This is a genomic window from Rhizobium sp. CF142 (assembly GCF_000281145.1).
In the GTDB taxonomy this organism is placed as follows: Bacteria; Pseudomonadota; Alphaproteobacteria; order Rhizobiales; family Rhizobiaceae; genus Rhizobium.
Window position 1 is genome coordinate 1 of sequence record NZ_AJWE01000005.1, and the last position, 18,628, is coordinate 18,628.

Annotated in this window: 14 protein-coding genes; 7 read left to right on the plus strand and 7 right to left on the minus strand. The window is 60.4% G+C overall.

Annotated elements, in window-relative coordinates; translation table 11 throughout:
• The 3 genes from glmU to PMI11_RS00070 form a co-directional block, all read left to right on the plus strand.
• Positions 1-1,174 (plus strand): bifunctional UDP-N-acetylglucosamine diphosphorylase/glucosamine-1-phosphate N-acetyltransferase GlmU (gene glmU, locus PMI11_RS00060; RefSeq protein ID WP_007811938.1); only part of this gene is annotated, 1,174 nt, incomplete at its 5' end.
• Between the two features lie 108 nt (positions 1,175-1,282).
• The gene (glmS, locus tag PMI11_RS00065) at positions 1,283-3,109 is read left to right on the plus strand and encodes a glutamine--fructose-6-phosphate transaminase (isomerizing) (RefSeq protein WP_007811939.1); all 1,827 of its coding nucleotides are present in this window, start codon (positions 1,283-1,285) and stop codon (positions 3,107-3,109) included.
• 124 nt (positions 3,110-3,233) lie between these two features.
• Positions 3,234-3,920, plus strand: a complete 687-nt coding sequence (locus tag PMI11_RS00070; protein ID WP_007811942.1) for a DUF502 domain-containing protein — start codon at positions 3,234-3,236, stop codon at positions 3,918-3,920.
• 27 nt (positions 3,921-3,947) lie between these two features.
• Here PMI11_RS00070 and recG read toward each other — a convergent pair whose 3' ends face one another.
• On the minus strand, positions 3,948-6,053 hold the full coding sequence (gene recG, locus PMI11_RS00075) for an ATP-dependent DNA helicase RecG (RefSeq protein WP_007811943.1): 2,106 nt from the start codon (positions 6,051-6,053) through the stop codon (positions 3,948-3,950).
• Between the two features lie 95 nt (positions 6,054-6,148).
• On the opposite strand from recG, the gene PMI11_RS00080 reads away from it, so the two are divergent.
• Both PMI11_RS00080 and mfd read left to right on the plus strand, forming a co-directional pair.
• Positions 6,149-6,451, plus strand: a complete 303-nt coding sequence (locus PMI11_RS00080) for an FAD assembly factor SdhE (RefSeq protein ID WP_007811944.1) — start codon at positions 6,149-6,151, stop codon at positions 6,449-6,451.
• A complete protein-coding gene (gene mfd / locus PMI11_RS00085) occupies positions 6,448-9,954 on the plus strand; it encodes a transcription-repair coupling factor (RefSeq protein ID WP_007811946.1) in 3,507 nt (1,168 codons plus the stop codon). The genes PMI11_RS00080 and mfd overlap by 4 nt, the downstream gene beginning before the upstream one ends.
• 64 nt (positions 9,955-10,018) lie before the next feature.
• Here the strand turns inward: mfd and PMI11_RS00090 are convergent, their stop codons facing one another.
• Positions 10,019-10,690, minus strand: coding sequence for a DsbA family oxidoreductase (locus PMI11_RS00090; protein WP_007811949.1), 672 nt, complete (start codon positions 10,688-10,690; stop codon positions 10,019-10,021).
• 126 nt (positions 10,691-10,816) lie between these two features.
• Positions 10,817-12,619 (minus strand): extracellular solute-binding protein, encoded by a 1,803-nt coding sequence (locus tag PMI11_RS00095; RefSeq protein ID WP_007811951.1) that lies wholly within the window; start codon positions 12,617-12,619, stop codon positions 10,817-10,819.
• 284 nt (positions 12,620-12,903) lie between these two features.
• Between PMI11_RS00095 and PMI11_RS00100 the strand changes: the two genes are divergently transcribed.
• Positions 12,904-13,575 (plus strand): invasion associated locus B family protein, encoded by a 672-nt coding sequence (locus PMI11_RS00100; RefSeq protein ID WP_007811953.1) that lies wholly within the window; start codon positions 12,904-12,906, stop codon positions 13,573-13,575.
• 111 nt (positions 13,576-13,686) lie between these two features.
• On the opposite strand, the gene hspQ is transcribed toward PMI11_RS00100, so the two are convergent.
• The 3 genes from hspQ to PMI11_RS00115 form a co-directional block, all read right to left on the minus strand.
• On the minus strand, positions 13,687-14,016 hold the full coding sequence (gene hspQ, locus PMI11_RS00105; protein ID WP_007811955.1) for a heat shock protein HspQ: 330 nt from the start codon (positions 14,014-14,016) through the stop codon (positions 13,687-13,689).
• Between the two features lie 155 nt (positions 14,017-14,171).
• Entirely contained in the window at positions 14,172-15,581 is a 1,410-nt protein-coding gene (gene glnA, locus PMI11_RS00110) for a type I glutamate--ammonia ligase (RefSeq protein ID WP_007811957.1), read from the minus strand.
• A gap of 78 nt (positions 15,582-15,659) precedes the next feature.
• Positions 15,660-15,998 carry a P-II family nitrogen regulator gene (locus PMI11_RS00115; RefSeq protein ID WP_003539626.1) on the minus strand — a complete coding sequence of 113 codons (339 nt, stop codon included), beginning with the start codon at positions 15,996-15,998 and terminating at the stop codon, positions 15,660-15,662.
• 345 nt (positions 15,999-16,343) lie between these two features.
• Here PMI11_RS00115 and PMI11_RS00120 point away from each other — a divergent pair, with 345 nt between their 5' ends.
• Complete coding sequence (locus PMI11_RS00120) at positions 16,344-17,816, plus strand: NAD(P)H-hydrate dehydratase (RefSeq protein ID WP_007811959.1); 1,473 nt, start codon at positions 16,344-16,346, stop codon at positions 17,814-17,816.
• Between the two features lie 4 nt (positions 17,817-17,820).
• Here the strand turns inward: PMI11_RS00120 and PMI11_RS00125 are convergent, their stop codons facing one another.
• Entirely contained in the window at positions 17,821-18,627 is an 807-nt protein-coding gene (locus PMI11_RS00125) for a DUF72 domain-containing protein (protein ID WP_007811961.1), read from the minus strand.
• Between the last annotated feature and the right edge of the window lies 1 nt (position 18,628).

The following is an 18,628-nucleotide window of genomic DNA, read 5'->3' on the forward strand; positions in this document are numbered from 1 at the left end:
GCCCGCCGATATCGGCGGTATGACGATCAAATCCTATATTCAGGAACAGCGTCTCGGTACCGGCCACGCCGTTCTCGCTGCCCGCGAGGCGATTGCCGAAGGCTATGACGATATCCTTGTGACCTACGGTGATGTGCCGCTCCAGACGGCGGGTCCGCTGCTCGAGGCGCGCAAGGCGATTGCCGAAGGCAGCGACATCGTCGTCATCGGTTTTCACACGGATCGTCCGACCGGCTATGGACGCCTGCTCGTCAAGGACGGCGAACTGATTGCCATCCGCGAGGAAAAGGACGCGACCGATGCCGAGCGCACCGTCAAGTGGTGCAATAGCGGTCTGATGGCGATCAACGGCCGCAAGGCGCTCGACCTTCTGTCACGCATCGGCAACAGCAATGCCAAGGGCGAATATTATCTGACCGATCTTGTCGAGATCGCCCGCTCGCTCGGTGGCCGCGTCACTGCCGTCGATGCGCCTGAAGTCGAGATGGCCGGCTGCAACAACCGTGCTGAACTCGCTGCGATCGAACGTTTCTGGCAGGAGCGCCGCCGTCATGAACTGATGCTCTCGGGTGTTACGATGATCGCTCCGGAAACGGTCTTCCTCTCCTATGACACCGTGATTGGCCAGGATGCGCTGATCGAGCCGAATGTTGTCTTCGGTCCGGGCGCCGTCATCGATAGCGGCGCGGTCATTCATGCCTTCTCGCATATCGAGGGCGCCCATGTCAGCGAAGGCGCAACAGTCGGTCCGTTTGCGCGTCTGCGGCCGGGTGCCGATCTCTCGGTTGGCTCCAAGGTCGGCAATTTCTGCGAAGTCAAGAACGGCAAGATCGGCGAGGGCGCCAAGGTCAATCACCTGACCTATATCGGTGATGCCGTCATCGGCTCCGGCACCAATATCGGCGCCGGCACGATCACCTGCAATTATGACGGCGTGAACAAGTTCGAGACTGTTATCGGCAAGGATACCTTCATCGGCTCGAACTCGTCGCTGGTTGCCCCCGTCACGATCGGGGACAGCGCCTATATCGCTTCGGGCAGCGTCATCACAGCGGATGTGCCGACCGAGGCGCTCGCCTTCGGCCGTGCGCGGCAGGAAATCAAGCCTGAACGGGCCAAGCTGCTGCGCGAGCGGGCGCTTGCCATCAAGGCGGCGAAAAAGGCCAAGGCTTGAGCCTTCTTGCGTAACGGGCGGAAACCGAAAGTGACCGCCGTACCAATTGAGAAATAAGCGAGAATCGCTACGAGTGACCTCACTGGATAGGTCTGAGGGGAAGTTTGCATGTGCGGAATTGTGGGGATCGTCGGAAATGCGCCGGTTGCGGGCCGTCTCGTCGATGCGCTGAAGCGGCTGGAATATCGCGGTTATGATTCCGCCGGCGTCGCCACGATCTATGAGGGTGTGATGGATCGCCGCCGCGCCGAGGGCAAGCTCTTCAATCTCGAAAAGCGTCTCGACAGCGAGCCGTTGCCTGGAACGACCGGCATTGCCCATACCCGCTGGGCAACTCACGGCGTGCCCAATGAGACCAACGCCCATCCGCATTTCGTCGAAGGCGTCGCCGTCGTCCACAATGGCATCATCGAGAACTTCTCCGAGCTGCGCGACGAGCTGAGCCACGAGGGCGCGGCCTTTCAAAGCCAGACCGATACGGAAGTCGTCGCCCACCTGATGGCGAAATATCTGCGCGAGGGTCTTTCCCCGCGCGAAGCCATGCTGAAGATGCTGAACCGCGTCACCGGCGCCTATGCGCTGGCGGTCATGCTGAAGAACGACCCCGGCACGATCATGGCGGCCCGCTCCGGCCCGCCGCTCGCCATCGGTTACGGCAAGGGCGAAATGTTCCTGGGCTCGGATGCCATTGCGCTATCGCCATTCACCAACGAGATCAGCTATCTCGTCGATGGCGACTGGGCGATCATCACCCGCGAGGGCGCGACCGTACTCGATTTCTCCGGCAAGGTGGTCAAGCGTCCGCGGCAGATCTCCCAGGCGACCGCTTATGTGGTCGACAAGGGTAATCACCGCCACTTCATGGAAAAGGAAATCTACGAGCAGCCTGAGGTGATTTCCCACGCGCTCAGCCACTATGTGGATTTCGCCGCCAACACGATCAGCCCGAATGCATCCGCCATCGATTTCAAGGCCGCGACCGGCCTTGCAATCTCGGCCTGCGGCACGGCCTATCTCGCCGGCCTGATCGGCAAATACTGGTTCGAGCGTTATGCGCGGCTGCCGGTCGAAATCGATGTCGCCTCGGAGTTCCGTTACCGCGAAATGCCGCTGCAGCCCTCGCAGGCAGCCCTCTTCATCTCGCAGTCGGGTGAGACCGCCGATACGCTGGCATCACTCCGCTACTGCAAGGACAACGGTTTGAAGATCGGCGCCGTCGTTAACGTGCGGGAATCGACCATCGCCCGCGAATCCGACGCCGTTTTCCCGATCATGGCCGGGCCGGAAATCGGTGTCGCCTCCACCAAGGCCTTCACTTGCCAGCTTGCCGTGCTTGCCTCGCTGGCAATCGGCGCTGGCCGTGCGCGCGGCACGATCAACGCCGACGACGAGAAGGCGATGGTGCGCCATCTTGCGGAAATGCCACGCATCATGAGCCGCGTCCTCAATCTCATCCAGCCTCAGATGGAAGGCCTGTCCCGCGAACTCTCCAAGTGCAAGGACGTGCTCTATCTCGGCCGTGGCACCAGCTTCCCGCTTGCCATGGAAGGGGCGCTGAAGCTCAAGGAAATCTCCTATATCCATGCCGAAGGTTATGCCGCCGGCGAGCTGAAGCATGGACCGATCGCGCTGATCGACGAAAACATGCCCGTCATCGTCATCGCACCCTATGACCGTTTCTTCGAAAAGACCGTCTCCAACATGCAGGAAGTCGCAGCCCGCGGCGGCCGCATCATCTTCATCACCGATGAGAACGGTGCGGCTGCTTCGAAACTGCCGACGATGGCGACGATCACGCTTCCAAATGTCGATGAAATCATCTCGCCGATGATCTTCTCGCTGCCGATACAGCTGCTCGCCTACCACACGGCGGTCTTCATGGGCACGGACGTCGACCAGCCGCGCAACCTCGCAAAATCAGTAACTGTGGAGTAAGTCCCGGCGGGCTGAAATATATTGTATGATAAGCCGAATTCTGGCAGTTTTGTGCCTGCGGACACAGGGGGAAGGCCGGGTGAACCGGCCTGTCTAAAGACTGAAACGGAGTTCATCAGAAAAGATGACCGAGAAGGCTCCCCGTGTGCCGGTCGCAATGCGGCTGAGGAATAATTTTCTCGCCGGCCTTATCATCTGCGCACCGATCGCGATCACCATTTGGCTGACTTGGACCTTCATCCACTGGTCGGACAGCTGGGTGCGGCCCTATATCCCGGCGCGCTGGAATCCGGAAAGCTACATAAATTTCGCCATTCCCGGCTTCGGCCTGTTGACCGCGGTGATTATCATCACGATCGTTGGCTTCCTCGGCAAGAACCTCATCGGTCAGAGCATCGTCCGCTTCGGCGAATCTATCGTTCAGCGCATGCCGCTGGTGCGCACCATCTACAGGAGCGTGAAGCAGATCTTCGAAACGGTGCTGAAGGAACAGTCGAATTCCTTCAAGAAGGTCGGCCTGATCGAATATCCTGGCCCAGGCCTTTGGGCGCTCGTCTTCATCGCCACCGATGCCAAGGGTGAGATTGGCTCGAAGTTCAACGCCATGGGTGAGGATATGGTCGCGGTATTCCTGCCGCCGACACCGGTGCCGACGGCGGGCTTTCTCATCTTCGTGCCGCGCGAGAAGATCGTCATGCTCGACATGAACCCGGAGGATGCCGCCAAATTCCTGATATCAGGCGGCCTCGTCGCCCCGGAACATTTGCCGGTCGTGCGTCCCAAGCCGAAAGCGATATCCAAGGTCGATTAGAGCCTTTCCTGGTCAGAATGCTGCAATCTAACCGGCTCTAAGGAACCGGATCGCTTCATCTCGACGGAAGAGATAGAGCAGGGTGCGCACTGCCTCGCCGCGCTCGCTCGTCAGTTCCGGATCGCGCTCGATCAGATAGGCCGCGTCCTTGCGGGCGATCTCCAGAAGGTCGGCATGGGCCTCGAGACTGGCGATACGAAATCCCGGCGTACCTGACTGACGCGTTCCGAGAACTTCGCCTTCGCCGCGCAGTTTCAAATCTTCTTCGGCAATCCGGAAGCCGTCTTCCGTATCGCGCATGATGGACAGCCGCGCATGCCCGGTCTCACCGAGCGGTCCCTTGTAGAGCAGGATGCAGGTCGAAGCCTCGTCCCCGCGGCCGACCCGACCGCGAAGCTGATGCAGCTGCGCCAGCCCGAAGCGCTCGGCATGTTCGATCACCATGATCGTCGCATCAGGCACGTCGACGCCGACTTCGACCACGGTCGTCGCCACCAGCAGCCGCAATTCGCCGCTCTTGAAGGCGAGCATCACGGCATCCTTCTCCGGTCCGCTCATCCGCCCGTGGATGAGGCCGATGCCTGGGCCGAGCGCCGAGACGAGGGTCGCATGCCGCTCTTCCGCCGACATCAGATCCAGCTCTTCGGATTCCTCGACCAATGGGCAGATCCAGTAGGCCTTCTTGCCTTCCGCCAGCGCGCTCTTCAGGCGGCCGACGATCTCGCCGGTCCGCTCGGTCGGAACGGTGATCGTCTGGATCGGCTTTCGGCCCGCCGGTTTCTCCGTCAGCTTCGAGACGTCCATGTCGCCGAAGGCTGCCAGCACCAGCGTGCGCGGGATCGGCGTCGCCGTCATGACCAGCATATGCGGTGAGATGCCCTTTGCTGTCAGCCGCAGGCGCTGGTGTACGCCGAAACGATGCTGCTCGTCGACAACGGCCAGCATCAGGTTCTTGTAATTGACGCTGTCTTGGAAGAGGGCGTGCGTGCCGATGATGATCTGAGCTTCGCCCGACGCAATACGCCCGAGACTATCTTCCCGCTCGCGGCCCTTGGTGCGGCCCGTCAGCACTTCGACGCCGAGACCGGCGGCGGCTGCAAATTTCGAGACCGTCGCATGATGCTGGCGGGCGAGAATTTCCGTCGGCGCCATCAGCACGGCCTGTCCGCCGCTCTCGATGACGGCGGCCATCGACAGCAGCGCGACCAGCGTCTTGCCCGAGCCAACATCGCCCTGCAGCAGCCGCAGCATGCGTTCCTCACCGGCCATGTCTTTGAGAATGTCGGCAATGGCTTCGGTCTGGCTGCGTGTTGGCGAAAAAGGAAGGTGTTGCAATATCTTGCCGCTGATTTCTCCAGTGGCATATACGGGTTGTCCGGCCACTTTGCGCAGCCGCTGGCGCACCAGCGCCAAGGACAACTGGCCGGCCAGGAATTCATCATAGGCGAGCCGGCGGCGGGCAGGGGCTTGCGGATCGATATCGGACGTATCCCGCGGCTCGTGCAGCATATGGAAGCTGTCGCGGATCGACGGCAGACCTTGCTTCTGCGCCAGCGAAAGATCGATCCATTCCGGCAGTTCCGGCATGCGTGGCAGAGCCGCCTCGATGATCTTGCGCAGCGTCTTCGGCGAAAGCCCTGCCGTCAGCGGATAGATCGGCTCGACCAGAGGCAGGTTCTCACCCTCGCTCGCCCTGACGATATAATCAGGGTGGACCATCGAGGCGCGGCCGTTGAACCAGTCCACTTTGCCGCTGACGGTCACTTCCTCGTCGATCGGCAGTTGTTTTTCCAGCCAAGCCGCCTGTCCGCGGAAGAAAACGAGCGTCAGCTCGCCAGTCTCGTCGTGCAGGAAGACGCGGTAGGGAATATTGCTCTTGCCGCGTGGCGGCGCCTGATGCCGGTCGACACGGGCGGTGATCGTCACGATAGCACCCTGCGGCGCGCGGGCTATCCCCGGCTGGTTGCGCCGGTCGATCAGCGAATAGGGCGCATGGAACAGGAGGTCGATGACCCGGCAATCGTCAGGCGTCTCGCGTCCGAGCAGCTTGACGAAGAGCTCCGAGATCTTCGGGCCGACGCCTGGAAGGCCCGAAACGGTAGAAAACAGCGGATCGAGAATGGCGGGGCGCATGGGCGCCAAAATGCGATGAACAATAGGGCCTTGGCAAGGCTGACAAGCTGCTTTCGAGGGTCTATAGAGGCGCATCAACAAAGAAGGTGAATGCCATGACAGGTGTAACGCTCACGAGCGCCGGTCTTGACCCGCGCCGCCGCCGGATTCTTTTCCGTTGCTGGCACCGCGGTATCAGAGAGATGGATCTTGTCTTCGGCCAGTTCGCTGAAAACGAACTTCCCACCATGAGCGAAGCCGAGCTCGACGAGTTCGAGACGATCATGGCCGAGGAGGACAATGACCTCGTGCGCTGGATCATGGGAACCTGGCCGACGCCTGAGCATTTAAAGACACCCATGTTTGCCCGCATCGCCGCCTATAAGCCCGATTTTGACACGCCCCGGATGCCTGAATGATCCCCGGTCTTGACGCCAAGAAGCTTGCAGCCGCCGCAGAGCCGCTGACGATCGGCAACGTGCCTGCCGGCATGGAACCGCTGCTGCTTGCCGAGCTCGCCCGCAACGGCGAACCCGTTGCCTATGTGCTGTCGGACGGTCATCGCATGGCCGATCTGGAGCAGATGCTGGGCTTCGTCGCCCCCGATATCCCGGTCCTGACGCTGCCCGCCTGGGACTGCCTTCCCTATGACCGCGTCTCGCCGAGCGCCGATACTTCGGCACGCCGTCTCGCAGCGCTTTCAGGCCTGATCGCCCACCGCAAGAAGCCGCATGCGGCAATCGTGCTGGTGACGGCCAATGCCATGCTGCAGAAGGTGGCGCCGCAGGACATCATCGAAAGCCTGACCTTCTCGGCGCGACCCGGCAATCAGGTCCGCATGGAGGATATTGCCGGTCGGCTCGAGCGCAACGGCTTCGAGCGCGTGGCAACCGTGCGTGAGGTCGGCGAATATGCCGTGCGCGGCGGCATTCTGGATGTCTTTGTTCCCGGGTCGGAAGAGCCCGTCCGCCTCGATTTCTTCGGCGATACGCTGGAGAGCATCCGCAGCTTCGATCCGGCAAGCCAGCGCACGATCGGCCAAGTCCGCTCCCTTGATCTCAATCCGATGAGCGAGGTGACGCTGACGCCGGATACGATCAGCCGCTTCCGCAAGAACTACCTCTCCACCTTTGGCGCTGCCACCCGCGACGATGCGCTCTACCTCGCCGTTTCCGAAGGTCGCCGCTATCCCGGCATGGAGCACTGGCTGCCGCTGTTCTACGAGAAGCTGGAGACGGTGTTCGATTACCTCTCCGGCTTCCGCATCGTCACCGATCATACGGTTCGCGAGGCGGCCGAAGAGCGTTCCAAGCTCGTCTATGATTATTATGATGCACGCCTGAATTCCGGCCAGCCGGGCAAGGGCCAGATGGCGCAGGGCACGCCCTATAAGCCGGTTTCGCCCGGTCAGCTCTATCTCGACAGCAAGACCTTCGCGCGCACGCTCGATGCGATCAACGCTATCAGGGTGTCGCCTTTCAACGAGCATGAGGGCGAGGCACGCCGCGTCGTCAATCTCGATGCACGCCAGGGGCCGCGATGGGCGCGCTCCAATGCCGAAGGCGGTGGCGATGCCGAGCGCGTCAACGTCTTCGACGTCGTTGTCAAACATATTGCCGATAAGCGCGCCGGCGGCGCGAAGGTCGTCATCACCGCCTGGACCGAGGGTTCGCTCGAGCGCCTGCTGCAGGTCCTGAACGAACACGGCCTTGAACGGGTCAAGCCGATCACCGCGCTGAAGGATCTCGGCGGCCTGGCAAAGGGGGAGGCGGCAGCGGCTGTATTCAGCCTCGAGTCCGGTTTCGAGACCGGCGATCTCATCGTCATCGGCGAGCAGGATATTCTCGGCGACCGTATGGTGCGCCGCTCCCGCCGCCGCAAGCGCGCGGCCGATTTCATCTCCGAAGTCGCCGGCCTTGATGAAGGATCGATCGTCGTCCACGCCGAACACGGCATCGGCCGTTTCGTCGGCCTTCGCACCATTGAGGCGGCCGGTGCGCCGCATGCCTGCCTCGAGCTGCAATATGCAGATGATGCCAAGCTCTTCCTGCCGGTCGAAAACATCGATCTTCTGTCGCGGTTTGGCGGTGAGGGCACGGAAGTACAGCTCGACAAGCTCGGCGGTGGCGCATGGCAGATGCGCAAGGCCAAGCTCAAGAAGCGGCTGCTGGACATGGCTGATGCGCTGATCCGCATCGCCGCCGAGCGCCTGACGCGCCAAGCGCCTGTACTGACGACGCCGGAAGGACTCTACGACGAGTTCGCCGCCCGTTTCCCCTATGACGAAACGGAAGATCAGGAGAACGCCATCGAAGCCGTGCGCGGCGATCTCGGCGCCGGCCGTCCGATGGACCGCCTCGTCTGTGGCGACGTCGGCTTCGGCAAAACCGAGGTTGCGTTGCGTGCCGCCTTCGTCGCTGCCATGAACGGCGCGCAGGTCGCCGTCGTCGTGCCGACCACGCTGCTCTCCCGCCAGCATTTCAAGACTTTCTCCGAGCGCTTCCGTGGTCTGCCGATCCGCATCCAGCAGGCCTCGCGCCTCGTCGGCTCCAAGGAGCTGGCGCTCACGAAGAAGGAAGTGGCAGACGGCAAGACGGACATCGTTGTTGGCACCCATGCGCTGCTTGGCGCCGGCATCAACTTCGCCAATCTCGGCCTGTTGATCATCGATGAGGAGCAGCATTTTGGTGTCAAGCACAAGGAACGCCTAAAGGAACTGAAGAGCGACGTGCATGTGCTGACGCTCTCTGCAACGCCGATCCCGCGCACGCTGCAGCTTGCCATGACTGGGGTGCGCGAACTCTCGCTGATCACCACGCCGCCGGTGGACCGCATGGCGGTGCGCACCTTCATTTCGCCCTTCGACAGCCTTGTCATCCGCGAGACGCTGATGCGCGAGCATTATCGCGGCGGCCAGAGCTTCTATGTCTGCCCGCGCCTTGCCGATCTGGAAGATGTGCACGCCTTCCTGCAGTCAGACGTGCCGGAGCTGAAGGTTGCCGTCGCCCACGGCCAGATGCCGGCCGGCGAACTAGAGGACATCATGAATGCGTTCTACGAAGGCCGGTATGATGTGCTGCTCTCGACCACCATCGTCGAATCCGGCCTCGATGTGCCGACCGCCAATACGTTGATCGTCCACCGCGCCGATATGTTCGGCCTTGCCCAGCTCTACCAGTTGCGCGGCCGTGTCGGCCGCTCGAAGGTGCGCGCCTTCGCGCTCTTCACGCTGCCGGTCAACAAGGTGCTGACCGCGACCGCCGAGCGCCGCCTCAAGGTGCTGCAGTCGCTGGATACGCTCGGCGCCGGCTTCCAGCTTGCAAGCCATGACCTCGATATCCGTGGTGCCGGCAACCTGCTCGGCGAGGAGCAGTCCGGCCACATCAAGGAAGTCGGCTTCGAGCTGTATCAGCAGATGCTGGAAGAGGCGGTCGCCGAGGTGAAGGGTGTCGACGAGATCCAGGATACCGGCTGGTCGCCGCAGATATCCGTCGGTACGACCGTGATGATCCCGGAAGGTTACGTGCCCGACCTGCACCTGCGCATGGCGCTCTACCGCCGCCTCGGCGAACTCACCGATCTCAAGGAGATCGATGGCTTCGGTGCCGAGATGATCGACCGCTTCGGCCCGATGCCGGTGGAGGTCCAGCACCTGCTGAAGATCGTCTACATCAAGTCACTCTGCCGCACGGCCAATGTCGAGAAACTCGATGCCGGCCCCAAGGGTGTCGTCGTGCAGTTCCGCAACAAGGAATTCCCCAACCCGGCCAATCTCGTCGGTTATATCGGCAAGCAGGGCGCGATGGCGAAGATCCGCCCCGACCATAGCCTGTTCCTGACCCGCGACCTGCCGACCCCGGAAAAGCGTCTGCAGGGTGCAGCCGTCATCATGACGCAGCTTGCGGAGCTCGCGAAAAGCTAAGGGCAGCCCGGCGAAAACCGGACTGCCCCCGACTGCGTTTTCAGTTTACCGATGCCGACGCGCGTCAGTTCATCCCGGCGCGTGCTTCGGCCTTTGCTGCGGCAATTTCCCTGAGAGCGCCTGCCAGCACATCCGGTGTCTGTGCGCCGCTGACGGCATACTGCTGGTCGAAGATGAAGAACGGCACGCCGTTGACGCCCATGCGCTGCGCTGCGTCGATTTCCGAGAGAATGACGCTGCTGTCAGCGTCCGAAGTGAGCAGGGCGGTAATGACGGAACGCTGCAAACCTGCCTTCTCGGCAATATCGAGCAGCACTTCATGATCGCCGACATTGCGGCCTTCCTCGAAATTGGCCTTGAACAGTGCCGAGACGACTGCCTCCTGCTTCTGCCGGTCCTCGACACCAGCCCAGTGGATCAGGCGGTGTGCATCGAGCGTATTCGGTCCGATCTTGATGGCCTCGAAATTGAACTTGATGCCGACGTCACGGCCATAGCCGGTCAGCATCTTGTGCGCCTCAGCCACGCGTTCGGCGCCACCGAGTTTCTGCTCCAGCATTTTTTTCTGGTCGACGCCTTCGGGCGGATAATCCGGGTTGAGGCGGTAGGGGCGCCAGTTGATATCTACGCCGATTTCATCCTGCACCTCGGCGATCGCCAGCTCCAGCCGCGCCTTGCCGAGATAGCACCAGGGGCAGACGACATCGGAGACAACGTCGATGGTGATGCGTTCCATTGTGATTCCTTATTCTGCCATCCCTCAATGACGGTTGGCTCGATCGCATAGAAGATGTTTTCGACGATCTTTAGAGGAAGGTCGAGGCAAGAGAAAGGAAATAGAACGATGCGCCTGATGATGTGATTATTGCGCGCTCGTATCCCACCATGTCTGCAGCTGATAGCCATAGAGCGGCACCGCATCCGGGTGGCCGATGCGCTTGTTGCGCGCCACCCATTGCTGATCGATGTGGTAGAGGGGCAGCACATAGTGGTTGGAGAGCAGCAGCCGGTCATAGGAGCGGACGGAAGCCGTAAAATCCTCCGTCGAGCGCGAGCGCAGCAGATGATCGATCAGCGTATCGAGATTGGGATCGTTGGCCCCGGCGAAACTGTCCGTCCCTTCACGCGTGCGGGCAGCGGAGGACCAGCGGCCGAGCTGCTCGTTGCCGGGTGACAGCGATGAGGTGTAGGCCTTCATGATCATGTCATAGTCAAAACTGTTCGTGCGGCTCTGATACTGCGAATCGTCGACGGTGCGGATTGAGGCTGCGACGCCGATCGTCTGCAGTGATCGCTGGTAGGCGACAGCGAGCTTCTCCTGGTCGGCATTCTGGGTCATGATCTCGAAGGAGAGCTGCTTGCCGCTCTGATCGGCCATCTTGCCGCCCTGGATCGTGTAGCCCCCTTGTTTCAGGAGGTCGACAGCCTGCTTCAGCACGTTGCGGTCGCGTCCCGAGCCATCGGTCACCGGCAGCTTGTAGCTGCCGTCAAGGATGGCGGGGTCGATCTGGTCCTTGATCGTTCCGAGCAGCGTCAGCTCACGCGCATCCGCCGGCACTCCAAAGCTCGACAGATCAGAGTTCTGCCAGAAGCTTTGTGTGCGCTTATAAGCGCCGGAATAGAGGTTCTTGTTGGCCCATTCGAAATCGAAGACCAGTGACAGGCCCTCGCGCACCTTGATATCGCTAAAGATCGGCCGCCGCGTGTTGAAGACGAAGCCGAGCATACCGCTCGGCAGTTTTGGCTTGAACACATCCTTCACGACCGCGCCCGACGTTGCGGCCGGGAAATCATAGGCATTGGCCCAATGCCCCGGATTGCCTTCCAGATAGATATCGACGTCGCCTTTCTTGAAGGCCTCGAAAAGCGTCGTATCCTGCAGGAAATACTGCACCGTGAGCTGGTCGTAATTGTCCATGCCGACCTTGGCCGGAATGTCCTTGCCCCAGTAATTCGGGTCGCGCTCATAGGTGATGCTTTCGCCTGGCTTCAGGCTCTTGATCTTGTAGGGACCGGAACCGATGGGCGGCGTGAGCGAGCTGCGGTCGAAGCTGTCAGGGTCGATCGCATGTTTCGGCAGGATGGGAAACAGGCCGAAGATCATCGGTGTCTCGCGGTCGGCCTTCTCATTGAAGGTGAAGCGCACGCTGTGGTCGCCAACCTTCTCCATCTTTGAAACGAGATTGAGGCGGCTGGAGAAGGGCACACGCCCCTTGTCGCGCAGCAGCTCGAAGGAAAACATCACGTCTTCCGGCGTGACCGGCTGCCCGTCCGACCACCTGGCCTTCGGATTGAGGTTGAACTGGATGAAGGTGCGGTCTTCATCCCATTCCACCGTTTCCGCCAGCAGGCCGTAGAGCGTGAAGGGCTCGTCGCTCGAACGCTGCAGCATGGATTCATAGATGAGGTTACCGAATTGCGGATCCCACATGCCGCGCGCCGTCGTGCGCATGCTTTTCAGGATAAAGGGGTTTAAACTATCGAAAGTGCCGACCACGCCATAGGTGATTTTCCCGCCCTTCTTCACGTCGGGATTGACGTAAGGGAAGTGTTTGTAATCGGCAGGCAGCGCCGCCGTACCATGCATGGCGATACCGTGCACGGGTTCCGCGGAGGCGGCACCGCCGATAAGCATGAAAGCGGCGAGGAGGACGATCCGAAGCATTCTGAAATTCCTTGATGCGTGGCGACGGGCACGATTCGCCGGAAGGGTAGCATGGGAGCGCTCAATTCCAACCGCGGTCGCCGCTTTCTTTACCTATGTGCCAAAATGCCCGCGAAATTGCCAAAGAAATGCTGGATATCTTCAACGCTGCGATGTAACACGTGACCCGAAGTTTTGGGGTCATGCATTTGCCTTATTTTTTTAAGAGGTGGAGTGCCGAACGACCCGGTGGTAGGGGCGGCCGAACGTAGCCCCGAAACGGATATCAGGAGACGGAATTCGTTATGATGTTCAAGTCTGAAAAGAAAATGCGGGCAGCACTGTCCGTTATGGCAGTGATCTTCGGCGCTTCGGCTCCGGTCTCGTCCTTCGCACAGGATGCGGCCGCCCAGGCTCCAGCAGCGTCGGCTGACGCTCCCGCACAGGCCGTCGGCGCCCCGCGCCTCGGCTGGTACAAGACCTGCAGCAAGCAGGAAGACAACGACATCTGCGTTGTTCAGAACCTCGTTCTCGCCAATGGCGGCCAGCTCGTGACGGCCGTTGGCCTGATCTCGGTTTCCGGCAAGATCAACCGCAAGATCCTTCAGGTCTCGGTTCCGGCCGCACGCCTGATCCCGCCGGGCATTGCGATGCAGATCGACGGCGGCAAGGGCCAGAAGCTCGACTACGCCGTCTGCCTGCCGGACAAGTGCACGGCTGAAATTCCGCTGACGGATGCCATGATCGCAAGCCTCAAGAAGGGCAGCGACGTGGTCTTCACCTCGATAAACTTCCGCCGTGCTCCGAACCCGATCAAGGTTTCGCTGGAAGGCTTTACCGGCGCTTATGATGGCGAGCCGGTTTCCGAATCGAAGCTTGCCGAAAGCCAGCGCAGCCTGCAGGACAGCATGCAGAAGAAGGCTGAAGAGGCCCGCAAGAAGCTGGAAGATGCCCAGAAGGCAGCAAAGGCCCAGTAATCAGAGCCTTCAGGAATTCCTTGAAAAACCCGGTTTCGAGCCGGGTTTTTTATTGCCAAAAAGAAAGGCCCCGACATGCGGGGCCTTGATGGATGGATATTGATGTCCGACTTAGTGGGCGAAGCTCATCTTGGGTTTGAACTGGCCCGTCGGGCCGCGGTCGAAGATCTGCTCGACCTGCGGATTGCGAAGCGGCGTGTCGCTCTCGTCGCTCACCAAGTTCTGCTCGGAAACGTAGGCGACATATTCGCTATCGTCGTTCTCTGCAAGCAGATGGTAGAACGGCTGGTCTTTGCTCGGGCGGACTTCCGCGGGAATGGAATTCCACCATTCTTCCGTATTCGCGAACTCCGGATCAACGTCGAAGATGACGCCGCGAAACGGAAAAACCTTGTGCCGAACCACTTCGCCTATACTAAACTTTGCAACTCTTTCTTTCATGGTACGACTTCCTTTCTCACCTGATTTGGTGATCGGTCCCCCGCAAATCAAGATTTTTGCGGGATTTCGTCACATGACTGTCATCTCTGCCCATCGGCCTTCATGGCCTCCGGATCGAAGAAAGCCCCGGCGAACCGGGGCTTTCATGTCTCATCTTATGCCGAGTAGTACATGTCGTATTCGACCGGATGCGGCGTCATTTCGAAACGCATCACCTCGGCCATCTTCAGCTCGATGAAGGCATCGATCTGGTCGTCGTCGAAGACGCCGCCGGCGGTCAGGAACTTGCGATCCTTGTCGAGGCTTTCGAGCGCTTCGCGCAGTGAGCCGCAGACGGTCGGGATCTTCTTGAGTTCCTTCGGCGGCAGGTCGTAGAGATCCTTGTCCATGGCCTTGCCGGGATGGATCTTGTTCTTGATGCCATCGAGACCGGCCATCAGCATGGCGGCGAAGGCGAGGTAGGGGTTGGCGGTAGGATCCGGGAAGCGAACTTCGACGCGCTTGGCCTTCGGGTTGGAGCCGAACGGAATGCGGCAGGAGGCCGAGCGGTTGCGGGCCGAATAGGCGAGCAGTACCGGAGCCTCATAACCTGGGACGAGACGCTTGTAGGAGTTCGTCGACGGATTGGTGAAGGCGTTGATCGCCTTGGCATGCTTGATGATGCCGCCGATATAGTAGAGGCAGGTTTCGGAAAGGCCTGCATATTCGTCACCGGCAAAGGTCGGCTTTCCGCCCTTCCAGATCGACTGGTGCACGTGCATGCCCGAGCCGTTATCGCCGAAGATCGGCTTCGGCATGAAGGTTGCCGTCTTGCCATAGGCATTGGCGACCTGATGAACGACGTACTTGTAGATCTGCATCTTGTCGGCGTTGCGAACGAGCGTGTCGAACTTGATGCCGAGTTCGTGCTGGGCGGCAGCCACTTCGTGGTGGTGCTTCTCGACGACGACGCCCATTTCGGAGAGAACCGTCAGCATTTCCGAACGCATGTCCTGGGCGCTGTCGACGGGCGGAACCGGGAAGTAGCCGCCCTTGACGCGCGGACGGTGGCCGAGATTGCCGGTTTCGTAATCGGTGTCGTCGTTCGACGGCAGTTCGGTGGAGTCGAGCTTGAAGCCGGTGTTGTACGGATCGGCCTTGTACTTGACGTCGTCGAAGACGAAGAATTCGGCTTCCGGGCCGACGAAGATCGTGTCACCGATGCCGGATGCCTTCAGATAGGCTTCGGCCTTTTTGGCGGTGCCGCGTGGATCGCGGTTATAGGCTTCGCCGGAAACCGGGTCGAGGATGTCGCAGACGATTACCATGGTCGATTGGGCGAAGAACGGGTCCATATGCACCGTGTCCGTGTCGGGCATCAGCACCATGTCGGACTCGTTGATGGCCTTCCAGCCGCCGATCGAGGAACCGTCGAACATGACGCCGTCGGCGAACATGTCTTCATCGACGCAGGCTATGTCCATCGTAACGTGCTGCAGCTTGCCCTTGGGATCGGTGAAGCGCAGGTCGACGAACTTTACATCGTTGTCCTTGATCTGCTTCAGGATTTCGCTTGCACTCGCCATAAGATGCTTCCTCTGTTTTGTGATGATGTTACGTTATGTGCGATGAGGATGGTCAAGCTTCGCCGAAGGCAAAGCCGGTCAGATGGCATCGATACCGGTTTCACCGGTGCGGATGCGGATGACCTCTTCGACGTTGGAAACGAAAATCTTTCCGTCGCCGATGCGCCCCGTCTGCGCGGCCTTGCGGATCGCGTCGATGACGGCCTCCGCGTTTTCATCTGCGAGCACGACCTCAACCTTCACCTTCGGCAGGAAATCGACGACATATTCTGCGCCGCGGTAGAGTTCGGTATGGCCCTTCTGGCGACCGAAGCCCTTCGCTTCCGTGACAGTGATACCCTGCAGACCGACTTCCTGAAGGGCTTCCTTCACCTCGTCCAGCTTGAAAGGCTTAATGATCGCTTCGATCTTTTTCATGAGAAAATGTCTCTCCGCTTCTCCCGTTACAGCAGGAACCTTCCCGCTCGCGGGATATGATGCAGATATCGTGCCAGTTTGAAATCCATCTCACGCAAAAAATCGCGGAATTTTGTGCGCGCGACCTTGTTTGCCCGCGTTTCCGTGTCGTTTTGATGAAGAACGAGGTGAGCAATAGTGCATTTTGATCAAAAATGACGCGAAAATTGAAAAAATCGCTCGACTCATAATTTCTTGTGGTTCGTTACAGAGGGGGCAAAAAATAGGCAATTGCACAATATTTGCTCTTTGGTTTTGGCAATCAGGCGGTTGTTTTTTAGGCGCTTTTTGAATTGAATAGGGGGCATGAGCAAACGTCTCGCCGATCTTCTTCTGACACCTGTCGAAATGGCTGCGGCCGATAAGGCTGCAGCCGAATCCGGAATCGATTCCTATGGCCTGATGGAAAAGGCAGGTGCCGCGGTCGCCGCTGCAGCATTGCGTCTTTATCCCGGCGCACAACGTTTCGCGGTGTTCTGCGGTCCCGGCAACAATGGTGGTGACGGTTATGTCGCCGCCCGGCTCCTTCGGGAGAGTGGTGGACGGGTGGAGATCTTCCATCTTGGCAACCCGGAAAAGCTGAAGGGCGATGCGGGCCGCGCTAGGGCGGCCTGTGCGCTGAAGGGGCAGGATATCGCGTACTATGGCCAGCAGCAGGGTGATGTCATCATCGACGGCCTCTTCGGAGCCGGCCTTGCACGCGATGTGCCACCCGAGGTCGCCGATCTGATCCACAAGGTCGGCAAGGCAGGAATTCCCGTCATCGCCATCGACCTGCCATCTGGCCTGGACGGGCGTACCGGCGCCGTGCTCGGTGGCGCCTTCCGAGCGGCGCACACCGTGACCTTTATGACCCGCAAGCCCGGCCATCTGCTGATGCCGGGCAGGGAGCTTTGCGGTACGCTCGAGGTCTTCGACATCGGCATCCCCGGACGCATCATCAGGGCACAGACGGATGGCCGTGTGGACGAGAATACACCTGCCGCATGGCGCGCTGTCATTCCGATCGAGCAGCTGGAGACCCACAAATATAAGCGTGGTCACCTTGTCGTATTTTCGGGTGAGGCGAGCAAGACGGGCGCCGCCCGGATGTCGGCCATGGCGGGGTTGAAGGCCGGGGCAGGGCTCGTTACCATCGCCGCGCCGACCGAAGCACTTTCCGCCAATAGCGCGCACCTGACAGCAGTCATGCTGCACGCCATTGATGATGCAGCAGCATTGGCAGGATGGCTGAAGGACACACGCCTTCAAACCTTCGTTCTCGGCCCCGGTTTCGGCATCGGAAAGAAGGCCCGCAAATTCGTATCCCTACTGCGCGACCGTCATCTCGTTCTCGACGCCGATGGCATCAGCTCCTTCAAGGACGATCCGCAGGCGCTTTTCGAGCTGTTCAAGGGAGTGCCGCGCCTCGTTCTCACGCCGCACGACGGCGAGTTTGCCCGCCTCTTTCCCGATATTGCCGCCGACAAGAAGGCGGGCAAGGTCGACAAGGCGCTCGCCGCTGCCAGCCGCGCCAATGCTGCTATCATCTATAAGGGGGCGGATACCGTTATCGCCTCACCAGACGGCCGGGCGCTGATCAACACCAACGCACCGGTCTGGCTTGCCACCGCCGGCTCAGGCGATGTGCTGGCAGGCATTATCGGCGGTCTGCTCGCCCAGGGCCTGCCGGCCTTCGAGGCGGCCGCCGCTGCTGTCTGGCTGCATGGAGGGGCAGGCCATCGCGCCGGCAAGGGGTTGACGGCCGAAGATCTCGCCGCGCACGTGCTGCCTTATTGAGCGATTACTTGTCGACCCGCTTCTGTAAGGCGATCGCCCCGTGCGGCGCATTGACCTTGCCCTCGTGGATCATGAAGGCAAAGACGTCGCGCGGCTCGACCTTGACCTTCCTGTCCTTGTCGATCAGCGGTAAGTCGTCAGGCACTTTGCCCTCGGCCCAGATCTGTAGCCGCTTGGTCCAATCCTTCAGCTCCGGTTCCGGATAGCAGGTCGGGATATCGTCGGACCCTTTCTGCAGCCGCGTATAGACGAAATCCGCTGTCACATCGGCAATCATCGGATAGTCGAAATGCTCGGCGCAGACGGGTGCCACGCCATATTTCTCCAGCAGCGACACGAATTCCGGCACCTTGAAGGAATCGTGCCGGACTTCCACGACATGGCGCAGCTTCAGCCCATCCTGTTTTTCCGGCAGCAGCTTCAGAAAGGCTTCAAAATCATCGGGTTCGAATTTCTTTGTTGGCGCGAATTGCCAGAGCAGTGGGCCGAGGTGATCACCAAGTTCGCTGATGCCCGACGAGAGGAACCTCTCCATCGATTCCCAGGCCTCGGCTAGCACACGGCGGTTCGTGGTGTAACGCGTCGCTTTCAGCGAAAAAACGAAGCCATCGGGCACATCGGCGGCCCACTTCGCGAAGACTGCCGGCTTCTGCGTGCTGTAATAGGTGCCGTTGACCTCGATGACCTTCAGCTGGCGGCTGGCATAGTTCAGCTCGTCCTTCTGCTTGAGATCGGTGGGAAAGAAATGGCCGCGCCACGGCTCGAACGTCCAGCCGCCGATGCCTACGCGGATCGTGCCCGATTTGCTCATC